Annotated in this window: 19 protein-coding genes; 9 read left to right on the forward strand and 10 right to left on the reverse strand. The window is 42.5% G+C overall.

Annotated elements, in window-relative coordinates; translation table 11 throughout:
* The first annotated feature begins 1 nt into the window (after position 1).
* Positions 2 to 2,254, forward strand: coding sequence for a molybdopterin cofactor-binding domain-containing protein (locus R8P61_16050; protein MDW3648580.1), 2,253 nt, complete (start codon positions 2 to 4; stop codon positions 2,252 to 2,254).
* A gap of 111 nt (positions 2,255 to 2,365) precedes the next feature.
* Here R8P61_16050 and R8P61_16055 read toward each other — a convergent pair whose 3' ends face one another.
* The 3 genes from R8P61_16055 to R8P61_16065 form a co-directional block, all read right to left on the reverse strand.
* Positions 2,366 to 2,734 carry a hypothetical protein gene (locus R8P61_16055; protein ID MDW3648581.1) on the reverse strand — a complete coding sequence of 123 codons (369 nt, stop codon included), beginning with the start codon at positions 2,732 to 2,734 and terminating at the stop codon, positions 2,366 to 2,368.
* Between the two features lie 190 nt (positions 2,735 to 2,924).
* Positions 2,925 to 3,590 carry a T9SS type A sorting domain-containing protein gene (locus R8P61_16060; protein MDW3648582.1) on the reverse strand — a complete coding sequence of 222 codons (666 nt, stop codon included), beginning with the start codon at positions 3,588 to 3,590 and terminating at the stop codon, positions 2,925 to 2,927.
* A 598-nt stretch (positions 3,591 to 4,188) separates the two neighbouring features.
* On the reverse strand, positions 4,189 to 5,199 hold the full coding sequence (locus tag R8P61_16065; GenBank protein ID MDW3648583.1) for a histidine kinase: 1,011 nt from the start codon (positions 5,197 to 5,199) through the stop codon (positions 4,189 to 4,191).
* Between the two features lie 76 nt (positions 5,200 to 5,275).
* Between R8P61_16065 and R8P61_16070 the strand changes: the two genes are divergently transcribed.
* Entirely contained in the window at positions 5,276 to 6,202 is a 927-nt protein-coding gene (locus R8P61_16070) for a J domain-containing protein (protein MDW3648584.1), read from the forward strand.
* Here R8P61_16070 and R8P61_16075 read toward each other — a convergent pair.
* Positions 6,199 to 7,674: an FG-GAP-like repeat-containing protein gene (locus R8P61_16075; GenBank protein MDW3648585.1), complete on the reverse strand. Its 1,476-nt coding sequence runs from the start codon at positions 7,672 to 7,674 to the stop codon at positions 6,199 to 6,201. The genes R8P61_16070 and R8P61_16075 overlap by 4 nt on opposite strands.
* 171 nt (positions 7,675 to 7,845) lie before the next feature.
* Here R8P61_16075 and R8P61_16080 point away from each other — a divergent pair, with 171 nt between their 5' ends.
* A complete protein-coding gene (locus R8P61_16080) occupies positions 7,846 to 10,290 on the forward strand; it encodes a TonB-dependent receptor (GenBank protein ID MDW3648586.1) in 2,445 nt (814 codons plus the stop codon).
* A gap of 2 nt (positions 10,291 to 10,292) precedes the next feature.
* The gene (locus R8P61_16085) at positions 10,293 to 11,360 is read left to right on the forward strand and encodes a DUF4249 domain-containing protein (protein MDW3648587.1); all 1,068 of its coding nucleotides are present in this window, start codon (positions 10,293 to 10,295) and stop codon (positions 11,358 to 11,360) included.
* Here R8P61_16085 and R8P61_16090 read toward each other — a convergent pair.
* Positions 11,357 to 12,904 carry a hypothetical protein gene (locus tag R8P61_16090; GenBank protein ID MDW3648588.1) on the reverse strand — a complete coding sequence of 516 codons (1,548 nt, stop codon included), beginning with the start codon at positions 12,902 to 12,904 and terminating at the stop codon, positions 11,357 to 11,359. The genes R8P61_16085 and R8P61_16090 overlap by 4 nt on opposite strands.
* A gap of 134 nt (positions 12,905 to 13,038) precedes the next feature.
* On the opposite strand from R8P61_16090, the gene R8P61_16095 reads away from it, so the two are divergent.
* From R8P61_16095 to R8P61_16110, 4 genes are read left to right on the forward strand one after another with little or no spacing between them, the layout of a single operon-like run.
* Positions 13,039 to 13,620, forward strand: coding sequence for an RNA polymerase sigma factor (locus tag R8P61_16095; protein MDW3648589.1), 582 nt, complete (start codon positions 13,039 to 13,041; stop codon positions 13,618 to 13,620).
* The gene (locus R8P61_16100) at positions 13,598 to 13,978 is read left to right on the forward strand and encodes a hypothetical protein (GenBank protein ID MDW3648590.1); all 381 of its coding nucleotides are present in this window, start codon (positions 13,598 to 13,600) and stop codon (positions 13,976 to 13,978) included. The genes R8P61_16095 and R8P61_16100 overlap by 23 nt, the downstream gene beginning before the upstream one ends.
* Entirely contained in the window at positions 13,956 to 14,471 is a 516-nt protein-coding gene (locus R8P61_16105; GenBank protein ID MDW3648591.1) for a hypothetical protein, read from the forward strand. Before R8P61_16100 ends, R8P61_16105 begins: the two co-directional genes overlap by 23 nt.
* Before the next feature lie 36 nt (positions 14,472 to 14,507).
* A complete protein-coding gene (locus R8P61_16110; GenBank protein MDW3648592.1) occupies positions 14,508 to 15,722 on the forward strand; it encodes a cytochrome c peroxidase in 1,215 nt (404 codons plus the stop codon).
* A gap of 34 nt (positions 15,723 to 15,756) precedes the next feature.
* On the opposite strand, the gene R8P61_16115 is transcribed toward R8P61_16110, so the two are convergent.
* From R8P61_16115 to R8P61_16125, 3 genes are all read right to left on the reverse strand, one after another.
* On the reverse strand, positions 15,757 to 16,014 hold the full coding sequence (locus tag R8P61_16115) for a hypothetical protein (GenBank protein ID MDW3648593.1): 258 nt from the start codon (positions 16,012 to 16,014) through the stop codon (positions 15,757 to 15,759).
* 716 nt (positions 16,015 to 16,730) lie between these two features.
* Positions 16,731 to 17,036, reverse strand: coding sequence for an SH3 domain-containing protein (locus R8P61_16120; protein ID MDW3648594.1), 306 nt, complete (start codon positions 17,034 to 17,036; stop codon positions 16,731 to 16,733).
* A 30-nt stretch (positions 17,037 to 17,066) separates the two neighbouring features.
* Positions 17,067 to 18,089, reverse strand: coding sequence for an SH3 domain-containing protein (locus tag R8P61_16125; GenBank protein MDW3648595.1), 1,023 nt, complete (start codon positions 18,087 to 18,089; stop codon positions 17,067 to 17,069).
* 147 nt (positions 18,090 to 18,236) lie between these two features.
* On the opposite strand from R8P61_16125, the gene R8P61_16130 reads away from it, so the two are divergent.
* Complete coding sequence (locus R8P61_16130; GenBank protein MDW3648596.1) at positions 18,237 to 18,890, forward strand: DUF1080 domain-containing protein; 654 nt, start codon at positions 18,237 to 18,239, stop codon at positions 18,888 to 18,890.
* Between the two features lie 60 nt (positions 18,891 to 18,950).
* On the opposite strand, the gene R8P61_16135 is transcribed toward R8P61_16130, so the two are convergent.
* Positions 18,951 to 20,510, reverse strand: coding sequence for a helicase HerA-like domain-containing protein (locus R8P61_16135; GenBank protein ID MDW3648597.1), 1,560 nt, complete (start codon positions 20,508 to 20,510; stop codon positions 18,951 to 18,953).
* Between the two features lie 127 nt (positions 20,511 to 20,637).
* Positions 20,638 to 22,329, reverse strand: a complete 1,692-nt coding sequence (locus R8P61_16140; protein ID MDW3648598.1) for a hypothetical protein — start codon at positions 22,327 to 22,329, stop codon at positions 20,638 to 20,640.
* Positions 22,330 to 22,396 lie beyond the last annotated feature (67 nt).

The raw sequence follows: 22,396 nt of genomic DNA on the forward strand, positions 1-22,396 counted from the left end.
TATGACACCCATTAAAACCTCTCACAATAGACGGTCTTTCCTTAAAGCCTCTGCTTTAATGGGAGGAGGAATGATGCTTAGCTTTAGTTGGTTGGCGTCTTGTGCTTCCGAACAGGAAGAAAGTCTGAGTTTGCCAGATGAGTGGTTTGAACTGAACGGATATTTGAAAATTGGGGATAATGGAGTGATTACGATTATTTCTCCCAATCCGGAAGGAGGACAGAATATAAAAACGTCTATGCCTATGATTGTCGCAGAGGAGCTGGATGTAGACTGGAAGGATGTAATCGTTGAACAGGCTCCTTTGAACACAGAGCTTTATCAACGTCAGTTTATAGGAGGGAGCAATGCCATTCGATTTGCATGGAATAGCCTTCGTATGGCAGGTGCGACAGCTCGTCAAATGCTATGTAATGCAGCTGCCAGCGCTTGGGATGCATCGCCAGCAGAAATTACTACGGAGGCAGGGGTTCTGTATCATACAGCCAGTGGTAAATCTGCAGGATATGGAGAAATGGCTGCTGCAGCGACACAGACTCCAGTACCCGAAGAGGTACAATTAAAAAACGTACAGGATTTTACCCTCATTGGCACTTCTCGCAAAAATGTAGATAGCAGGAAAATCGTAACTGGTGAACCCTTATTTGGGATAGATACCCAAAAGGAAGGGATGCTAATTGCTATGATTATCCACCCTCCAGCTTTTGGGATGAAGTTATCATCTGTTGATGATGCTAAAGCCCGATCCATGCCTGGCATTCAGGATATCTTTCCTATCAAAGTGCTTGAAGATGATTTCAACAGGCAACATTTTGATACCTGTGCGTTTCTCGACGTACTGGCAATAGTAGGAAATTCAACCTGGGAGGTAATGCAGGCTAAAAAAACTCTTGAGGTGAAATGGGAGCCTTTTGAAAGCTATACAGAGGAAAGGCAGCCATTTAGAGGTCCTAAGTTAAACCTGCTTATCCCAGCTGGATTGGAGAATACAGCTGATCATCAGGCAAAAATGAGAGAACTGGATGCAAAAGCCGGTCAGCTAGTTCGTAAAGATGGAGACCCTGAATCGGCTTTTAAAAATGCAGCCAAAGTCATAGAACGCACGTATACTGCACCCTTCCTGGCTCATAATTGTATGGAGCCTATGAATTTTTTCGCAGAGGTTAAGGAGGGCAAAGCAAAATTGGCAGGGCCTCTTCAAAAAGCAGAACTTACTGAAAAAACCCTATCGGCCCGCCTGGGGATTCCTCTTGAAGATATTGACATTCAGTTGACCCGATTAGGCGGGGGATATGGACGCCGTTCCTATGCAAACTGGGCAATAGAAGCTGCCTTGATCTCCGAAAAGGTGAAGGCCCCGATTAAGCTCATTTATACGCGTGAGGACGATATGACAGGGGGCATTTATCGCCCCGCTTATCAGGCAAGCTATCGGGCAGCATTTGACATAGACAATAAGCTGACAGCCTTTCATGTAAAGGCAGGAGGCATTCCTGAAAGCCCCTTATATGCAAACCGATTTCCTGCTGGTGCCATTGATAATTATCTCGCGGAGAGTTGGACACTCAATACCAATATCACCATTGGCTCCTTTCGAGCACCCCGATCAAATTTCATTGCAGCTGCCGAGCAGTCTTTTTTGGATGAATTAGCTGAAGCGGTAGAAAAAGACCCGATTGAGTTCCGCCTGGAGCTTCTTGAACGTGCTGCAAAGCACCCTGTTGGAGAAAGAAATGACTATGATGCAGAGCGATATGCAGGAGTGTTGAAGCTACTCAAAGAGAAATCAGGCTGGGGAAAAGATCAGGACTCGCAGATCCGAAGAGGGGTATCTGCCTATTTTTGCCATAATTCCTACGCTGCTCAGGTCGTTGATCTTTATGTAAAAGATGGAAAGCCTGTGATCGAAAGGGTTTGCTGTGCGATTGATTGCGGCATTGTAATAAACCCTGATGCTGCGACCAATTTGTGTGAAGGTGCCATAGTAGATGGAATTGGTAATGCACTTTTTGGAGAATTAAGATTTCGTAAAGGAGTGCCTGAAAAAAACAATTTTCACCAGTATCGCATGATCCGCATGGGAGAAGCCCCTAAAGCAATTGATGTTCATTTTGTAGAAAATGAAATTGACCCTACAGGCTTAGGAGAACCTGCCTTCCCTCCTGTTTTTGGAGCCCTGGCAAATGCGTTGTATAAAGCTACCGGAGAGCGCCAGTACCATCAACCTTTTATCCTGGATAAAAAACAGATCTGAAGACAAAGGTCTATCCTTTCGAAAACCTTAACTATCACTTACCCAAAAAGGCCACTTTATGAAAGTGGCCTTATTCAATGGCAAAACATATACAACACTACTGAGGTTTCTTTATCTTCGAACTACTATGATCCTTCTTGGGTATCGGTAGAAAAATGGGCTGTAATATCCATAACGACCGTAATAAGGATTATAATTGTTGAATCTGTCTCTGTTTCTTCTGTAGGTATAGAACTCATCTTTATCCTTCTCCTCGCTGATGATCCTTTGCAGATATTTTTTCTGCTTTTTCCAGATCTGCTTTTCCTCTTTGGTGAGTGATCTTTTGTCTACCTGTATCAGTTCGTACAATTCCTGTTCTGCGTCGATCAGTCTTTGAGATGCTTGTCTCTCTTCCTGCGCAAAACTTATCTGAGCCATCCCCAGCATCAGGGTTAAAGCTGCGATGTATTTGATAGATGATTTTAAGAGTACTTTCATAACATTAATTATTAGAGCAATTACTTAATACACGTTAGGAATGCAAGGGAGGTTAGGGACTATTGGACCGGAGTGTATGAGGGAGGAATATCCGTGCCCTGGAACTTAATTTTAGTGTAGGGCCATATACACAAAAAACAGCCCGAATCACTGATTCGGGCTGTTTTTTGTAAACGTTCTTGTATGAGTGTTAGTTCTTAATGATCTTATGTTCCCAGCTTTGATGGCCGGATTGAACACGGACCCAGAGCATTCCTGCACTGAATCTGCTCATATCGAAGGTTTGTAATTTAGTTCCAAAGGAGTTGGCTTTGATCTCAACTTTATCCAGCAGAGTGCCAGATACATTGAAGAAAGAAACTGTATAACTTCTGTTTTCAGTTTCGGGTAGATTGAGGCTCAACTGATTATTAACCGGACTTGGAAAGGCTTCTAAACTTAGAGCGGGTACGCTAAGTATGGTAATGGGATCGTGATAAATGAAAGTCCCGTCTTCAAATTTTTGCTTGAGACGATATTGTCTTCTAACATTGGTTTCAAGTTCCCACTCATCTTTGAAAGTATATCTGCGAAAATTCGCTCTTTCTCCAAATTCTTTTACTCCGCCTATTGCTAAGAACTCTGAATCTGGAGTTTTTCTCTCTACTATAAAGCTACTGGTATTGATATCCCCCTCTATTTCCCAATCGAGGTAAACATTGTCTCCTTCCAGGCGAGCATCAAAATGCAGCAATCGACCTGCAGTCGCTGGTAAAACAATAATATCACTATACGTAGAGTTAATAATTTCCGTGGTAGGCTCATATCCTTCAGGAACCGTAGGAAAAGCAGCTGCTTCAACCTGCAGGTTAATCAAGAATACGAGAATTAAGAACAGACATCCCTGTCTTTTCATAACTGAGCGAATAAGATTGTACCTGAATTATCCTGTAAGATGATAGTTATGAAGAAAAAATAAACAAGGGAAAAACTAGTTTACTATAGATCCTCATAAAAACCCCTTACAATCCCCTCAAACCCAATTGGATTACGACGCTAATTTACGATTAAAATGTAATGACTTATTCTTTATGTAATATTTAAGTCAAAAATGAACATTTTTTGGGTTATGACCATTCTACACAAGAGCTATTTTCTAATTACGCTGGAAATATACGAAAAATAACATAGAAAGAAAGAAATGACCTGAGTAAGAATATTGAAGACTTATTCAGAATTTGTACAGAAAAATGATTTTTTTTCCAAAATCCTACGTCCCTCTAAGGAATTCTGGCTCAGGCATTTGTATTCTCAATACAAAGAAAATTCGGTTTTTCCTCTTATCCTCTCAGCTTAAATTGCCGAGAGAAAAATATTTAGATTCAGAAGTATCTTCCCCTATTCTTGGGGCTTAGGAAACCCTTTATTCTGTACAGTCCACTGTGCAGAATTTTATTTACCTAAATAACAGGGACTTATAACAAAGGAATTCTGGCGAGATAGGCATTACCCTCTTCTCCAAATTCAGGCATTCGATCGGAAATCAGTTGGTATCGGGAATACAGGTTCTTGAGTCCCAGGCCTGTGGACTCTACTTTGCGAAGTCTTTTTTGTAAATTATTCTTGACCAGCAGGGTATTTCCTTCCTCTACTCTGAGTTCAATTGTGAGGGCATTTTCTGCAGAAATCTCATTGTGTTTGATGGCGTTTTCTACCAACAATTGTAAGCTCAAAGGGGGAACTTTTTTTCGAAGTGCTTCCCGATCCACCTGCCTGTAGAGCCTTAAGTTATTCCCAAAACGAATTTGTTGGAGAAAGAGGTAATTGTCAATAAATCCAAGTTCATCTTCCAGCGGAATGAGGGTGCGATCATTTAGGTCCAGCACATATCTATAAATACGGGTGAGTTTCAGGATGAAACTTTCCGCCAAATCCGCATCTTCATGAACCAGGGTACTTAGTGCATTTAGGGAATTGAATAAGAAATGGGGATTGACTTGGTTTTTCAGGGCTTCAAAACGAGAAAGAATGTTCTCACGTTCTTGTCTGGCATTTCTCAATTCCAGCAAAGCCTTCTCAGCATGTAGCACCTGGTTTTCTTGCTGCAAACGAAAAGAATCCAGGGCTTTGTCAATGATCATTTTCAATTCATCCAGATTCCAGGGCTTGGTGATGTAATAATAGATTTTGCCTTTGTTGATAGCCTGGATCACAGCTTCGATGTCACTATAGCCCGTCATGATCATGCGCACAGCCTCCGGATGTTGTTCCTGCACTTTCTCCAGAAACTCTACCCCACTCATTTGCGGCATCCTTTGATCACTGATAATGAGCGAGATTCCCTCAGCTTCATCAAGGATTTGAAGAGCTTCACTTCCCCCTTGTGCAATAGATACCTGATAATGATGTCGGAAACTGGCTTTGAATGAAACCAGGTTTTGTCGTTCATCATCCACATACAGGATATGTGCTTTATTATCTTCCATACATCATTATTCAGGAACCAAATTCGCTAAATTTCTTTGAAAATAGTAACTTCGATAGCCTTCTTGAAGACCTCTTATGCCTCCTCCGAAGAAAAAACCCTTTCAGGATTATTATAAATTGTTTGGCTTGCCTCCCACAGCGAGCCATTCGGAGATAAAAACTGCCTATAGAGAACTTGCCCTAAAGCTCCATCCGGACCAAAATCCATCCCCTAAGGCACATGAGCAATTTTTAAACCTAAACGAGGCCTATCATGTGCTTAATAATCCAAAAGAACGTGCCAAGTACGACATTCGTTACAAAGCATTCTACAATCCGCATAAAAAATCCGTCGGTCTCAACGAGCGTATAGAACTCACACGTGCCAAAAGGGCCAGCAGATACGGGCGAACCATGTATTCGCAACGCATGAGGTACCGGGGAAGTAGTGGACCCTCTAGCGGTACAAGGGAACGAAAAAGAAAATATCCTCCTCCCCCACCGAGAGAATCTACTTACAATTGGGAGGAAAAAGAACTCAGTGAAGAGGAACTTAGCTATCGGAAGTATGCGGGCATCATCAAGATGATGACGTTTGTCCTACTTCTTTTTGCTTCCTATAATCTCTCAGACTATTTCGTGAAAGTTGTTTCAGATAAATTGAAGGTAGTCGAGACGGTAACTTCTGAAAGTGGGGACGTACAGGTCTTTGCCCGAAAGTATTATTACCAGAGCTATAAGTTTTTTGTAGAGCCCAAAGACCGAGAAGTTTTCACTTATGATACAGAAGTTCAGCTGGAGCGTTCCTATTTCAAAGGGCGGCTTGCATCCATCAGGGTTTATAAGGATAATCGGATCTTTGTGATTGATCCTATCCGGCCCTTTTTCGATTATAAATTCTATTTATTGATCTTTCTTTGTCTGGCTGCGCTTGCTACCCTTGTCTTAGGAGGGAAGTCTCAGAGAACCATCATCCTGGGAGCCGCAAGTTTTACGCTAGGGATCATTTTATTTCTGATCTAGTAAATTCCTTTTCCCTCTGGCCCCATATACTGACCCCAATTGTTTTTTGCTGAAACCGGAATCCGGGTTTTGCTCCGAACAATCATGAAGCCAAAATACTGATGGATAACAGAGGTATTAGCCTGCATACAATAGAGAATATCTAAAAAGCCATCTCCATCCAAATCTCCAAGCCAGGGGGTACTTCCTATATTTTTACCCGCTATTTTAGGACTCATGATTTCTTCTCGGGCGTGATTGAGGTCTTTGTAAAAAAGGTAATGTTGGCCATCTGCCGCGTACAATCCATCACAATTATATTCATTGACAGTCCAGACCGCCTCCTGATAGCCATCACCGTCAACATCATAACTCAAGGGACTGCTATACCCACAACAGCCTAAATTCTTTTCCCACAATATCTTTCCATCCTTTCCACTAATGATAAACTGCTTCTGACCGGTATTCTGAGGCCAAACTCCTTCACTCATGGATAAGAATATATCCAGGTATTCATCTTCATTGAAGTAGCCCGGACAAGGACTGGTATTAGCTTCTAAATCCTGAAAAACATGGAAACTCAGCAGGCGCCCCGTTCTGCTATCATGTACCCCATACCTTCCATTGTGAGAAATAGAGATTATTTCTTTTATGCCGTCATTATTAATATCAGCCAGAACCGGAGGAGCTATGTATCCATGTTCCGCCTCCTTATATAAGGCCATAGCCCCGGAAATATCTGATTTCATCAAATCGTCGAGACTGAGGATGTAAAGAGAGCCTCCTATCGTTTCTCCCCCGGTACCAAATATGACTTTCAGATCGCCTTCTTCCTCAAACTGATAAAGTAGGGGAGACATATAGCTTTCTTTCCCGTCTGGCATCGTATCGGCAGCAAGGACTTCTCCCGTAGCAGAACTCATCACAGCCAGCACAGCAGGATATCGATCCTTCTCAGAATTTGGGGCAGCATTTACATTCCCTCCATTAGCCAGCAAGAGATCTTGCAGACCATCGCCATCCTGATCGGGGATAAATTGGCTATTGTAAAAATTAAAACGCAAAAATTTTGCAGCAGGCCCCTGATAAGAATCTTTCTTAAACCTCCAGATTTCCTTTCCTCTTTTTCCATCTATGGCCAGGAGTTGAGCACTTCGCCCTCCAATGATCACATCCTCTGTACCATCCTCATTTATATCGAGAAAACTGGCTGAGCCTACTATTTGATCTACACCGCCTATCGTCCACAAGATTTTTCCAGTCTTCCCGTCGAGAGCAATTACTGCAGAATCAGAATCCTGAAATTCATTCTTTCCTGCCCCTATCACCACATCCAGAATACCATCTCCTGTTAAGTCTGCACATTTTATAGAAGAACTAGTCCCTAAAGTGGGAAAGCTGGTATTCCAAACCAGGCTGTATTTATCTCCCTTGGGGCTACAGGAAGTTGCCAGAAAAAGGGAAGCTATAAGCAGACGAAAGGCTAATTTCATGAGAGATTATCCGGGATTGATAAGCAAGTTAGAATTTCAATATTTAATATTATGGTCAAATTTACAATAAGCTAAAATATAATGTATCTTTAGCAAGATTTTTTCCTCTTGTGGGGCAGGAAATTCTGGACGAACTTGCATCGACCATCGTTCCATTCGAAAATAAATACATTGCTAACTACCTCTACCTATCATTTATCCATCAGGAAATATCTCTTCCTGATAGGTATTATCCTCTACTCTCCTCTTTTGCTGTCCCAAACGCAGGATAGTGTACAATACCAAACATTTGGTCAACAGGAATCTGCCACCGCCGAGGAATACAAGCTTAGTGGTACGGTAATCAATGCCAATACCGGTCAGGGTTTGACGGGTGTGGCAATTGCCGTTGAGGCCCTTTCTAAAGGGACTTTTTCCAAATCCACAGGCAGGTATAATCTAAAATTGCCAGCGGGGAAACACTTTATCAAAGTATCTCTCTTTGGTTATCAAAAAAGATATTTCGAGATCGAACTATATGCTGATGGGATTTTGCCTATCGTTATGGTTCCGGCTGAATTTGAAGTAGACGAAGTAGTCATAGAAGATGAAGCTGCTACTAGCCAGGTCAAAAGAGAAATTGCGGGTTTGGAAAGAATGTCCGTGTTACAAATGGAAAGAAAGGCTCGCTTATTGGGAGAAACCGATGTCCTCCGCAGCCTACAATCCGTTTCCGGGGTTAGTAGTGTAGGAGAAGGCGCTTCAGGTTTCAATGTTAGAGGAGGAAATGCTGACGAAAATTTGATCCTTCAGGATGGCGCCTTGATATATAATCCTACCCATGCTCTGGGATTTTATTCACTTTTTCATCCCGACTTACTCTCAGAGTTTCAGTTATACAAAGGAGGAGTTCCGGCAAAATTTGGCGGAAGGCTCTCTTCGGTTTTGGATGTAAAATTGAGAGAAGGAGATAAAGAAAAATTCAATGCAAAAGGTGGACTTGGAATTGCTTCTTCTCGGCTAAGTCTGGAAGGGCCTATAAGTAAAGGCAAAAGCTCTTTTCTCATAGGAGCCAGGGCCAGTTATCTCGATTGGATTCTTCAATCTTCTGGTAATATCGATCTCAAAAAAAGCGAGGCCTTCTTTTATGATATAACTGCCAAAGTTGATGCTCAGCTGACTCCTTCCACTTCTGCAGGATTCAGTGTATTCACCAGCCATGATGACTTTCAGTTTGCCGAAGAGGTAAAACTCGATTATGAAACCTATACAGGAAGGGTTTATCTCCGGCAACTAATCGGCAAAAAGAACAGCCTGAATCTGGATGCGAGTGTAGGCCGATATGTGAGTTCGCTTTTTGATGTACAGGGAAACACCCAGTCGGTATTTGATACAAAGATCGATTATCTCCGTTTTCGCCTCAATGACCTCATTTCCTTTAGTGAAAATCACGCTTTCACCTTTGGAATTGAAGGAGATTACAGTCAGGTCTCTCCGGGTAGCCTGAGTCCCCTGAATAATGAGTCACAGATCATCGCCAAAGAACTCCCCATCGAAAAAGGCTTAACACTGAGTGCATATGCAGAAGAGAAATTTACAGTCGGAGATTGGTTGAACGTTTCTTTGGGTATTCGATATTCTCAGTTCAGCAATTTCGGACCAGGCAATGTTTACCTTTACCAGGAAGGAGTTCCCAAATCTCCTTTTTCTGTAATTGATTCACTTTCTTTCGGGGAAGGAGAAGACATCGCTACCTATAATGCATTGGAACCCAGGATTTCTCTTAAAATTAACCCGGGAGAAGATAAAGCCATCAAGATTGGCTATCATCGCTCTTATCAGTTTATCAGTCAAATCTCCAATACAGCATCAGCTGCTCCAATTGCCATCTGGCAGTTGAGCAATTATCATATCGAACCCAATTTCGCCGACAATTATTCAATCGGGTATTTTCAGGAGTTTTTGGAAGGGAAAATAGAGAGTTCTGTTGACATCTTTTATCGGGATATACATCGCCTGATTGAGTATAAAGATTTTGCAAATTTGCTGCTCAACGAAAGTGTTGAGACCGAATTACTCGTCGGGAAAGGCAGGTCTTATGGGGTGGAATTTTACTTCAACAAAAAGCAGGGGAAACACCAATTTGAAGGAAATTACACCTATTCCAGGACACAAAGACAGGTAGAAGCAAATGCAGAGCAGGAAGGCATCAACAGCGGAAGTTGGTATCCTTCCAATTTCGACAAACCTCATATCCTGAACGCCAATTATTTCTATCAGATAAATCCACGCAACAATATTTCTGTCAATTTCACTTACAGCACAGGAAGGCCCACAACAGCTCCCGTTAGTTCCTATCGTAATTCCAATATTTTGAATATCCCGGTTTACTCTGACAGAAATGTATTTCGCATTCCAGACTACCATAGACTGGATTTTGCCTATACCACCATTTTCAGAAGTAAACGCATAAAAAGATGGAAGAGTAGCTGGACATTTACCGTTTACAATTTGTATGGGAGAAAGAATGCCTATTCGGTATTCTTCCAACAAAGACCCTCTCAGCCTGTTACTGCTTTTAGAATAGCCGTACTTGGAACCGTTTTCCCTGCCATCACCTATAATTTTAGTTTCTAAGCATGAACCTCCTTTTCACTCATATAAAGAAGTTCCTTTATCTAAGTCTGGGTCTCTTAGTCTTCTCGGCATGTATAGATGAAATCCGCCTCGACATAGATGCTGATCAGGCCAAAATATCAGTAGATGGTTTTATAAGTGATAGCCTAAGGGTACATAGCATCGGGCTTTCGTACAGCTCGGTATTTGGCGTGGGAAATGATAACATTCAGGCTCCCATTTCCGGGGCGAGTGTCGGAATAAGAGATGGGGCTGGCAATTTTTTCGCTTTTGAAGAGTCTAGCGATGAAGCAGGATTCTATGAACGCTTGATGGCAGGTGAAATTGGCCAAAGTTATCAACTGGAGATATTGCTGGCTGATGGGAAAGAGATTCGATCTAAAGCCATCACAATGCCGGAGAAAAATGAGCTATTGGGAGTCCATTATGAGCAAATCGAAAACAGTTTCGTCAATCCTGCGGGGAACGTGAGTACAAGCCTTGATTTGGTGGTCAAAATTGATAGCAGACTGGACATAGAAAACAGGCCTTTCCTCCGCTGGCGTGTAGGGGGACAATATGAATTTCGGGAAGAATACCCTATGGTAATCAATGCACGCTGGTGTTATATCCCGGACAATCTGGATTTCAATTCTATTCAGACCCTGGATGCCCGAAACATCGAAGGCCCTTTACTTCAAAAGCAGACAGTGATTAAAACTCCCCTGGATCACCGCTTTGCCTGGCAATACTGTTTCCATATCCAACAATTTAACCTGAGCGAAGAAGAATATACTTATTGGACAAATATTGAAGAAATTATCAATACGGGTGGCAGTCTATTTGATCCGCCTCCGGGGACGGTAAAAGGTAATTTATTCAATCCTTCAGATCCCAGTGATCAGATTTTAGGATTCTTCTCGGTAGCCTCTGTTTCCTACAAACGCTACTTCAGTAATCCTGACATCCTTAATCGATATATTGATTCCAAATGTTCATTCAGTCCCTTCCGGCCACAATTTCCAGAGTGCAGAGATTGCAGAATAATTTTTGGCAGTACACTTGAAAAACCAGAATACTGGATTCCTTAAAACTCGGCTTTACTTGACTGCCCACTTTCATACCAATAATAGGAAGAGATCCGAATTTTATCTTTAAGGCTGGCAGCATCCGGAATTTGGGGATTTATGTAATAATAATGAGCATGGTCCCCATTGCTCGATGAAAATTTTGCAATCAATTCAAACGCTTCTTCTTCTATATACTGATCGAGGGTATCGATCATATCTCCATAACTCTCCCATATGGGATTCCCTCCCGAAATAGCTGAACTTTCATACTTATCATACATAATGATATCCGGGCCAAAGTCTCTTAAGTAATCGCCCTGAATCACCCCATCCAACGCAATTTGATGATCATTGAGTCCCCAGCTATCCAGGCATCTCCAGCCAGAATAAAAGGGAAGCAAGCCAGCTTCAGAAAGTGCGATCGAATAGCCTTTTTCTTTATAGTCATGTAATATCCTCCCCACCTCATATCTACCATCCTGCTGTATTCCTTCTGAAGGAAAAGCAGATAAATAGTGTATTAGGGAAAAGGCAATAATCGGAACCGCAATAAGCCTGGATTTCAAAGGAAGCCATATACGAGGAGAATTTTTACCTAATACATATGCCAGTAATAGAAGGGCCATGGGAAGCAAAGCATACTGAAAACGCATGAGATAATTCATCTCATTGGAAAGGAGGATCCAGATTCCACTAAACGCTAGAATTGGGAAGAGGAAAAGCCAGGCCGATTTGTATTCTTTTTTATATATAAAGTTCAGGAGGAAAGCTATAATTAGTGGAAACAATAGCTTGAAAGCATTCGAAAGGGATTCAAAAAAGCTTAAAAGATAAATGCCCCCTCCTTTCTTGTAAAAGGGATTGGGAAAGAGATGACCAAAGTATACATAGTGCCAGAGAAAGTAAATGCTTCCGAATCCCAATACCCAGATAGCATAGGACTTCAATAAATGCTGACTCTTTCCTTTCCCCAAATATCCTCTAACTCCTAGCCATAAAAAGGCAGATAAAAAGACTCCCTCTGGACGGCATAGGCCTAACAAAAGGGAAGCTATTCCAAATGCATAGCTCCATGCTTTTTCCTCTGGGTTTCTAAGATAAAGAAGGGCAGATAATGAAACCAAAGCTGTCAAAAACCCAAAAAAAGGACTAGCAAAAGCTGCTTCAATATAGGCATAGGCAGGGCCAGACAATATAAGACTCGCAGCTAAAAATGACAGCCATCTTGCGTTCCCCATCCGTCCCCATCCGATGTATATCAGAAATGAGGTAGCGAAATAGGCAAAAAGATTTAAAGACAAGACAGCATTTTCTGTGCTTAAACCCATTTTCTGTAAGAGAGCAGCGAAGACCAGAAAAAGGAAATCAGTTCCTCCATCGATGGGAGTTTCGCCCGGATTCCAGACAATACCGAAACCATTTGCCAGATTATCTATATACCTCATCAGGATGGCTGCATCCTCATAAGGCAAGGAATTAAAAACCCCTCGATAAGCTAAATAGTAGCCTCCCAATACCAGGAGCAGCAGCATAGCTATAAAATCTCTTATGTGAGAGGACTTCATAGATGCAAAAAAACCAATTCTTTAGACTTTCAACTGATTTTCATGCAGCAAAATTTAACATAAAGCTGTTTTTGATTTCCTATTTCCACTAGTTCTGCCTTTTTTTACCGATTCCCCGCGCCTTTATCTATATTTTGAAGCAAGACCAAGCACTCATAGAAGCAATTATAGCCAAAGACCCACAGGCCTTTGAGTCCTTTTATGAAGTGTATAAGAGTCGTGTGTATAATACCTGCCTGAGTTATACCCATAATGAAGAAGATGCAGAGGAAATTACGCAGGATGTTTTCATAGAGGTATATAATTCAGCCTATAAGTTTCAGGGGAAATCGAGTTTGAGCACCTGGGTTTACAGAATCAGTATTAACAAAAGTCTGGATTTTCTCAGGTATAAAAAGCGAAAGAAGCGCTTTGCTCAGATTCAGCGTTTGTGGGGAGGGGAAAAAGACGAAGCTTTGGATTTGCCTGATTTTAAACATCCGGGCGTATTGACTGAGAATCAGGAAAAAGCTGCTATCTTGTTCCGGGCAATCGAGACTTTAGCGGAAAACCAGAAAACAGCATTTATTCTGAGTTTTGTAGAAGAGCTTCCCAGAAAGGAAGTCGCGGATATTATGAAGATTAAACTTAAGGCTTGTGAATCTTTGTTGCAGCGGGCCAAAGGAAATCTTCGCAAAAAACTGGAAAAATTCTATGAGGAAGAAAGGAATTCCTGATGGAAAACGTCAAATGGATATGGACCCCAAAAAAGAGCAATGGTTGAATGAGGTTATGAATAGTCTCGAAGGCAAATCTGCTGCCGAGCCTAATCCTTTCTTATTCGCCAAAATCAAACGTAAAATCGAAAGCCCCGATGCATCAGCCGATCATGTTTTTATCGGTAAAAGAGCATTGGTGATGGCTTTTGCTGCCCTGGCCTTGCTACTTTCTCTGAATATCCTGGCCATTTCTGAATTGAGTCAGCAAGAGAGCACGTCTATTGCTGAAACTACGTCTCAGGATGACTATTCCTATTCTGTTGTTTTTCAAGACAATCTCAATATCTACGAGGATGAAACAGGATCTACTTTTTAAAATTCTGGTAGGGACAATGGCAGTCCTGAACCTCGTATTGTTAGGATTCATCTTTTGGCCCAATACTTCCAGGCCGGGAAAGCATAGACCTCCGGGTAAACCGGTTCCCGAGCTTGTGGCTGAAATCCTTGATTTCAGCAAAGAGCAAAAAGATCAGTATAAAAAGATGGGACGGAAACACCATCAAGCGATTACAAAATTACGGAGACAAAAAGATGATGCCGTAGTTAATTTTCTGGAAGCAAGTACACGAGATAGCGTCGATAAAAGTCTGGACACAAAAATGGAGAAGATCCTGGAGATTGAAGAGGCGAGAATTTTGCTCACCTACCAACATCTTGAGGATATCAAAAACCTTTGCAATGACGAGCAACTAAAAAAATTCTCTAAGGTCATTAATGCAATGTTTAAAACTCCAGCCGGTGGAAGAAGACCGGGAGGCCCCAATGGACCAGGAGGCCCACCAGGACACAGAAGACCACCGGGAGATTAGTAGACTTTACTCCCAGTTTTATTCAACAAACAACATATGTTAATCACTCACTTATCACGCAATTTAATTTCGAGTTCTCTACTTCTTGCATTGGTCCTCTTCTCCTGCGAAGGAGTAGAATTGCCGGGTCCAGATCCAGAAGACCCGACCGATGATCCAAAAACCTCTGAAGAAATCATTGCCGATTATCTTTCGATTGAGCTGAATTCTCCAGAGAATTATAGTGATCCCGTCTTTCCTGCTCATTATAATGCACAGGTAAGAGGAAATGACAATACACCATTAGCCAATCCCATAACCAATGATGGAGCAACCTTAGGAAGAGTTTTGTTTTATGACAAAAGTCTCAGCCTCAATAATACCATTTCCTGTGCATCCTGCCATACACAGGAAACTGGCTTTACCGATCCAGCCCGCTTTAGTGAAGGATTTGAAGGGGGACTAACGGGTGCTCACTCCATGCGACTCGGCAATGCAAATTACTTTACAGGAGCTCGGATGTTTTGGGACAAAAGAGCTGATGATCTGGAAGATCAGAGTACTCAGCCCATTCAAGACGGAATTGAAATGGGATTTACGGCACTCTTTGGAGGCATGGACTCCCTTTCAGAAAAAATGGCTGCCCTCCCCTATTATCCTATTTTGTTTGAAAAAGCTTTTGGTAGCGAGGAAATCAGTGAAGAGCGTATGCAAATGGCTCTTGCACAGTTTATCAGGAGCATGAAATCAGTCAATTCTAAATTTGACGAAGGATATGCAGCGGTTTATTCGCCCACTCAGATGGGTGATAATGTGGGAGCTGATTTTCCCAATTTTACAGCAGAGGAGAATCTGGGGAAACGCCTCTTTTTTGCAGCAGGTGGACGAGGAGGAATGGGAGGAGGCAATTCTTGCAATACCTGTCATCAGGCTCCTACTTTTGCTTTAGGAAATAATTCGAGGAGCAATGGATTGGATGCAGGAGAAACTGTGATATTCAAATCTCCTTCGCTGAAAAATATAGCAGTTGTCGGAGGATATATGCATGATGGAAGGTTTGCTAGCCTCAGAGAGGTTGTGGATCATTATGCAGATGGAATTCAGGCAGGCCCAGCTTTGGATAATCGTTTGAGAATGCCTGGCCGAAATGGAACACCTGTTCGCCTGGATTTGACGAATAATGAGCGAGAAGCTTTGGTAGCATTTTTGGAAACCCTGACAGATCAGGTATTGTTGGAAGACGATAAATTTTCAAATCCATTTTTGAACTAAGATACTTCGAAAGGGCAGCATCCTTGTTGCCCTTTTATCTTTTATAACCCTTCCAGTAGGAGAGAATATCCTGCCATTTTTGGGACAAATCTTTCACCCCTTCTTCAGAAGGACTACTTAGTCCATGAACGGAAAACCAAACCTCACAGATCGCGAGGTCATCCGCATATTTTTCGGAATCAGTACTGAGGAGGTTATACATGCGGTACCAATTGTTAATCTGCGTTTCCGTAACCATACGGCTGTTTGCGTAATAAATCCAATTGGGGCCTTCCTGGTAAACCAGTAGCATGATCGAGGCCAAAGTAAGAGCTCTCCACAAATAAAGTGGGGGAAATCGTAGTTTATCGAAGTACATAAAGTTCTGGATTGTGTATTCAAAAATACCTTTGTATACAGCATTAGCCAAAGCAGTGCAGGGACATTCATTACATGTGGAAAACTTTTTTGAATTACCGGAATCCTGATAGTTCGACAGCTGGGAAAGCTGGAAACAGGGAAAGGCCCGAAGGCCATATTCCCCTTTCATGATTGTGCTTTGGAACCCTTCTGGAACCCTCATGCTGCAAGCCCCGTTTCCCTTCAGTAGAAAGGAAACAACGCTCGGATGACAGCTTGATTTTCCTGGGCGTTGGTCATCTCGAAGTTTGGTTGTGTGTAGGTCTGTGCGCTGAGAGATCATGTATTTTTCAGACAAATTAAATACAAGGTCCCTCGGCGCGCTGGAGCCCTAGCCCATCCAATCCTCGGGATGACAAGCTTGCTCAGGGCTTTGCGCGCACTCCTTTGTTTGCAAAACAAGGGAGTGTGGGCTTGAGGTGGTGGGTTTTGGACGCTTACGCCCTAGGCCCCTTTTCCTTGATGAAGAAAAGACTTCATATGACATTTTGTGCTCTTCTTTGGGCAGATTATAATCTGCCCCTACCATGCATGAATTATCTCTCTGTGGCCCGGCGCGCACTCCTTTGTTTGCAAAACAAGGGAGTGTGGGCCTGAGGCGGTGGGTTTTCAGAGGCCAAAAACATATCCCTTCACTCCCTTATACTCCACCTTCACCCACATTCCCGATTGACATTCGATTTGCTGAATGCCTCCTTTACTTCCTTTTGCAATTACTTCTTCATCACAAGGGATAATCCCGATTCGTTCGGCATCTATGCGAGGAGCTTTTCTAAGACTTAGTCCTAAGGGATTTTCTATGCAAATCCTTTCCTCAGACGCACTATCGTTCTGGCTGGCATAAGCGGGATAATAAAAGAGTCCCAGAAATATGCATTTGATGATGAGAAGTGAAATATATTTGAATGAAAACATGATAATCGAATTAAAAAGTTGATGTTGTAATTAGCAGCAGTATCCACCTTCTCTACTCGCAACACGCTTAAGGATTTTTCCCGGCTCTGCATAGCGGCTTAGATATAAATAGGCGGAACCACCTCCCTCTCCTCTTCCGGCTCTGAACAATAGATCAGGAATATTATCTCCGTCCAAATCTCCTGCAAATTCAAGGATAATTGATGACCAGTAATATTTTCTGTCTTGCGGATTCAGGTACTCCTTCATCTTATGGAGATCGAGCTTTTGAGATTTTCCCTGATATGTTACTTTCAGGCTGAAGTAAGGAGTTTCTTTTTCCCCCATCTCCCAGGGATTTTTGCGGACTAGTTCAGCATCCACTTCATGCAATTCTATCGATAGTTTCAATTGGTCTAGTTGAATGCTAGTGTCCTGCATGGACAAATCTGTATATTCTATCGGGCTAAAGTCCTTGATCTCCTTTCTTTCCTCCAGGCGAACTTTACTCCCAATCATGAAACGAGAACCTCTTTCCAAACTGCTATCCTGTAGCCAGTAATCTGACAATTCCAACATTTCATCCATCCCCATTCCATATAAAAGAAGTTCAGGCTTAATCGCGGTCATTTTTCCTTTCCCACTTTCCCAATCCCACTCAAAACCATACCAGTGAAGCCTGGGATCATAATTTACATCACCCGTACAATGAGATCCGTAATCCAGACGTACCTCCCGATTCATATCGGTGCTTTTCAATTGTTTTAATGGATTCAGGTAAGGCCCAAAGGAATAACCCGTCTTGCCTTTATAAGTAATCTTTCTCCAGAAACCTTCTACTCCACCAATCTTCACCAATTGTCCTACTTTTCCGTGATGCTTTACTTGCTTCCCAAAAGGAATGACCATCACTCTCTTTCCGGATACATCTGCCTCCGCACGTAGACTCAAACCAGAAGGAGCCATTACATTCAAATGCGTTTGGTCTTCATACCAGCGGCCTTGTCCAAATGCAGAAAGGGAAAAAATAAAGGCCAGTAAAATCGTCGTAGCTATTTGTGTGAATCTTTTCATTTTTTTCTCGATTAATGTGTTACTTGTTGTTTACATCGGTAAAACTAGTTGCCATGCCTTATAATAATCGGGGCTTTCGAATAAGTGCAGGCATTGTCCGAGAATCCGTATGGGAGCCCCAAGAATTTGATTTAAGCTGAAAACCTCATGCAAAAACTCACTACACTACTAATTATCCTCACCTTTTGTATTGCGGCTTGCTCGCAAAGCACTTCAACTTCAACTTCCACCACAACTCCTGCTGAAGAACCGAAAACTGAAGCCATGAGTCTCTTCAATGGGACGGACCTCAGTGGATGGGTTATTCACGGTACTGAGAAGTGGTATGTGGAAGATGGCCTACTTATCTGTGAAAGCGGGGAAGATGCTGCTTATGGCTACCTGAAAACGGAAAAGACTTTTAAGGATTTTGACCTGAGTCTGGAATTCAAACAGGAAGCCAATGGAAATAGCGGTGTATTTTTTCGTTCCTCTATAGAAGAAGGAAGCGTAAAGATCAGTGGCTGGCAAGTCGAAGTGGCTCCTCCCAATCACGATACTGGAGGCGTTTATGAGTCTTATGGCAGGGGTTGGTTAAAGCAAATCCCCGATGAGGAAGAAGGAGACTTAATGATGGGCGAATGGAACCAGATGCGGATCAAAGTGGTCGGAGATCATGTTCAAACCTGGCTCAATGGAAATCCCAAAGTAGATTTTCACGATGAGAAGATCGGTGAGGCCATGGGATCAATTGCCTTACAGATTCATGATGGAGGAGGGATAAAGGTCAGATGGAGAAATCTGGAAATGACGGAATTGTAATACCCAAAAAAACATAGGGGCAGCTCTTTAGCTGCCCCTACTATATATTTTTAACTAGATTTATCTCCTTCTTCTCGTAGTCTTCTTAATTCCCAACACTCCCAGCAATCCACGCGTCAATTCTCTGGCCACTGTCCGACCAATTTGTCTGACCATGGTATTTTTGGAGATGGCTTCGAAAGCAGTTTCATCTTTCTTTACCCTTCTCCGGGAACTGCCTCTAGCTTTACTTCTTTCTTCCCTTCTTTTTTCCTGGGCTTCATCTTCATTAAACTCCTCGATCTTCTTGTTTAGAATCTCGTAGGCACTTTCCCGATCTACATCCTTATTGTATTCACGTACCAGTCGAGATTTTTTCACAATACCATCGATCTCTCCTTTTGTCAAAACGTCCATACGTGATTGAGGAGCACGAAGCATGGTATAGGCCAAAGGAGTGGGTATCCCTTTTTCATTCAGGGCAGTAACAAAGGCTTCCCCAATCCCCAATGAAGTCAGGACATCCTTGGTTTCATAGAATTTGGTAAGAGGAAAGTTCTCTGCTGCCAGCTTGATAGCTTTACGGTCTTTGGCCGTAAAGGCACGAAGCGCATGCTGTATCTTTAGCCCCAACTGTCCCAATACATCATCCGGAATATCTGCCGGATTCTGGGTTACAAAGAAGATCCCTACGCCTTTGGAACGAATCAGCTTGATAATAGCCTCTATCTGATCCAGCAACTCATCTGAAGCCTCCTCGAAGATCAAGTGGGCCTCATCTATGAAAATAACCAGTTCCGGACGATCCGAATCTCCTTGCTCAGGGAAAGTCGAATACACCTCAGCCAGTAAGCTCATCATAAAGGTCGAGAACATGGCCGGACGATCCTGAATATCCGTCAAACGGATAATGGATACAATTCCTTTCCCCTCATCATCAATTCGCACCAAATCCTCCACATCAAATGAAGGCTCTCCAAAGAAACGATCCGCTCCCTGCTGCTCTATGGTAATCAACTTACGCATGATCGCCCCAACAGAGGCAGTCGAAAGTCTTCCGTATTCTTTCTGCATTTCTTCCTTCCCTTCATTGGTCAGGTATTGCAGGGTCTTTTTAAAGTCAGGGAGATCCAAAAGTGGTAGTCCATGATCATCACAGTATTTAAACACTACCGCAACTACACCCGCCTGATTCTCATTCAGTCCGAGAATTTTTGAAAATAATACCGGTCCAAATTCAGTAACTGTTGCACGAAGTTTTACGCCAGGTTCATCAGAAATAGATAGCAATTCTACTGTAGAACCCGCCGCTTCAAAAGGAAAGCCTATTTCAGTATGACGTTCATCGATCTTGGGATGACCTCCACTGGGAACAGCAATTCCACTCAAGTCTCCCTTAATATCCATGAGGAGAGAAGGGATGCCCTGATTGGCCAATTGTTCTGCAACGATTTGTAGGGTTTTGGTTTTACCCGTACCCGTAGCTCCTGCTATCAGGCCATGACGGTTGAGGGTTTTGAGAGGAACAGAAATATAGGTTCCCGTTTGAACTTCTCCTTCAAAAACAGCAGCACCCAGGGTCAAAGAATCTCCTTTGAAGGTATAACCGCTAATAATGTGATCTATAAATTCGTCTTTCATTTTGTGTATAGGCTTGTTTCCAGAGACAAATTAGTATTTTTTTAATTTTTTGTCTTTGAACTTGGGACGCAATTTTCCCAATAAGGTATCATGTTCTTCTTAAAATCCTAAGAAAAGCGCTTTGTGATCACTTTTTTCGTTTGAATAAGCCTCCACTTTTTCGAGGGGCATCCAGAGACTTGATGGGTAAATTGGCATAGATAGCCATGATATTTACCCTTTCTTCCTCAAATTTCTCTACTTTCTCTACCAGTTCTCTCAACTCTTTCTTAAAATCGTCCTGCTCCACAACTGCAAAAGAAGGGTCCTGCCCGAATTTTCCTTCCATTCCATTGATACTGAGTTGGATTTTTCCGGTTAAAGAGATTACCTGTGCTTTGAGGTTGACTATTTTGTCCAGAGACTTATTGGCGATATTGCGGATACCGATCAATGAAGTAGCAGCAGCCCCAATGGGAGCAGAAGCATTTTGTAAACCTTCAGAAGCTATATTGGAACTGGCGATACCGGTAAAGACTCCTACTGCAATGGTCGATATATCAAAGAAGGTATTCCAGTTACGTTTTTTCTTGATGACCAGACCCAGGTGATTATCGATACGGATCAGTTTGTCATAGATATCTTTGGCAGCCTGCAAACTCTGTCCATAGGTCTTCTGGGTTTCTTCCGGATCATCTCTATCCAGAATGGTAATATTCAGGCTCTGCTCATCTGAGAGTTCTCCATCACTTACCCTAAAGTGCAGGGTGATATTTCTTTTGCTTCCCTGTTGTTTTACGAAGTCAAAACCAGGTTTCCAGCTGAATTTTCTTTCCTCTGCATTAAAGTCATATCCATTGATTCCTCCATCATTGACCAGACTGAGGTCAATGTCCTCTAAGCCATTTCTATCCTGTACATCCAGGGTAATCAGCAATTCTTCATTCTCAAAAATCTCCTGATTCCGAAGCTGGGCTATTTTGGGAGGATAATTATTAGCTGCAACACGCACCATGATGGTGTCATAAACCGTAAAACTTCCATCGCTGGCAGAAAAGATCAGGGGATAGCCACTTGCCGCCTTTGCATAGGTAAAGCCGGGTTTCCACTGAAATTTCCCGGTATTTCTGTCAAAAGAGTAATCTCCATTCCGTATATCTCCGGATTGAATACCATAGATGACCTTTTCTCCATCCTCATCAGTTGCCTTAACCTGAAAAGAAGAGCTTTTATCCTCTCCAAACACATAGGTGCGGGTAGGGTTTCGAAAAACAGGCGGATGTTCTATATCTTCTATAAGGAAATATAGGTTCTTTTCATTCGCTAATCCTTTATCATCCTCTACTCGAAAAGTCAGGGTAAAATTGTTTTTCTTCGCCTGTTCATTGGTAGGGCTCCAAAGGAAGGTAGCTACGCGATCATTGACCTGGAAATAGGCATTTTCAAATTGCTTCTCTTTATCCAAATCAACAAAATAACTCAGCTTGAGCTGGTCATTTCGATTTTTATCCAATCCCTCTATTACCAGGGCAAAATTCTCTCCTTCTTTCAGCTCAATCAATTTAGCGGTAAGATCGGTTCGAGAAGTGAGGGAAAGTTGCGGTCGGTATTGAGGGGCTTTGACAGTAATGATAGCAGCCTGGCTGGTTTGCTCTTCTGTCTGATCCTCGATTACCGTAAAAATAATGGGATGTGTACCAATATCCTCTACGCCGGGTTTCCAGATAAAAGTCCCTGTGGTTTGATCGATTTCTCCTCCGCGAGTCCAGCTGAACTCAAACGTAAGAGGAAGACCATTGCCACTGGTTGCTCTAAGTGGAATGACAAGCTCTCGGCCCACAGTAATTTGTTTTGCAGGAATAGGAGCTAGTCTTAGCTTCTTCTTGGGGGCTGGTCCCTGCGATTGG

The sequence above is a fragment of the Bacteroidia bacterium genome (genome assembly GCA_033391075.1).
Lineage (GTDB): Bacteria > Bacteroidota > Bacteroidia > J057 > J057 > JAWPMV01.

What these genes read in the sequence shown, in the direction of transcription:
- R8P61_16050 (MDW3648580.1), top strand. Translation starts at nt 2, where the DNA reads ATGACACCCATTAAAACCTCTCACAATAGACGGTCTTTCCTTAAAGCC.
- R8P61_16055 (MDW3648581.1), bottom strand. Translation starts at nt 2,734, where the DNA reads ATGAAAGTACTCTTAAAATCATCTATCAAATACATCGCAGCTTTAACC.
- R8P61_16065 (MDW3648583.1), bottom strand. Translation starts at nt 5,199, where the DNA reads ATGGAAGATAATAAAGCACATATCCTGTATGTGGATGATGAACGACAA.
- R8P61_16070 (MDW3648584.1), top strand. Translation starts at nt 5,276, where the DNA reads ATGCCTCCTCCGAAGAAAAAACCCTTTCAGGATTATTATAAATTGTTT.
- R8P61_16075 (MDW3648585.1), bottom strand. Translation starts at nt 7,674, where the DNA reads ATGAAATTAGCCTTTCGTCTGCTTATAGCTTCCCTTTTTCTGGCAACT.
- R8P61_16085 (MDW3648587.1), top strand. Translation starts at nt 10,293, where the DNA reads ATGAACCTCCTTTTCACTCATATAAAGAAGTTCCTTTATCTAAGTCTG.
- R8P61_16090 (MDW3648588.1), bottom strand. Translation starts at nt 12,904, where the DNA reads ATGAAGTCCTCTCACATAAGAGATTTTATAGCTATGCTGCTGCTCCTG.
- R8P61_16100 (MDW3648590.1), top strand. Translation starts at nt 13,598, where the DNA reads ATGAGGAAGAAAGGAATTCCTGATGGAAAACGTCAAATGGATATGGAC.
- R8P61_16105 (MDW3648591.1), top strand. Translation starts at nt 13,956, where the DNA reads ATGAAACAGGATCTACTTTTTAAAATTCTGGTAGGGACAATGGCAGTC.
- R8P61_16110 (MDW3648592.1), top strand. Translation starts at nt 14,508, where the DNA reads ATGTTAATCACTCACTTATCACGCAATTTAATTTCGAGTTCTCTACTT.
- R8P61_16115 (MDW3648593.1), bottom strand. Translation starts at nt 16,014, where the DNA reads ATGCTACTGGTTTACCAGGAAGGCCCCAATTGGATTTATTACGCAAAC.
- R8P61_16120 (MDW3648594.1), bottom strand. Translation starts at nt 17,036, where the DNA reads ATGTTTTCATTCAAATATATTTCACTTCTCATCATCAAATGCATATTT.
- R8P61_16125 (MDW3648595.1), bottom strand. Translation starts at nt 18,089, where the DNA reads ATGAAAAGATTCACACAAATAGCTACGACGATTTTACTGGCCTTTATT.
- R8P61_16130 (MDW3648596.1), top strand. Translation starts at nt 18,237, where the DNA reads ATGCAAAAACTCACTACACTACTAATTATCCTCACCTTTTGTATTGCG.
- R8P61_16135 (MDW3648597.1), bottom strand. Translation starts at nt 20,510, where the DNA reads ATGAAAGACGAATTTATAGATCACATTATTAGCGGTTATACCTTCAAA.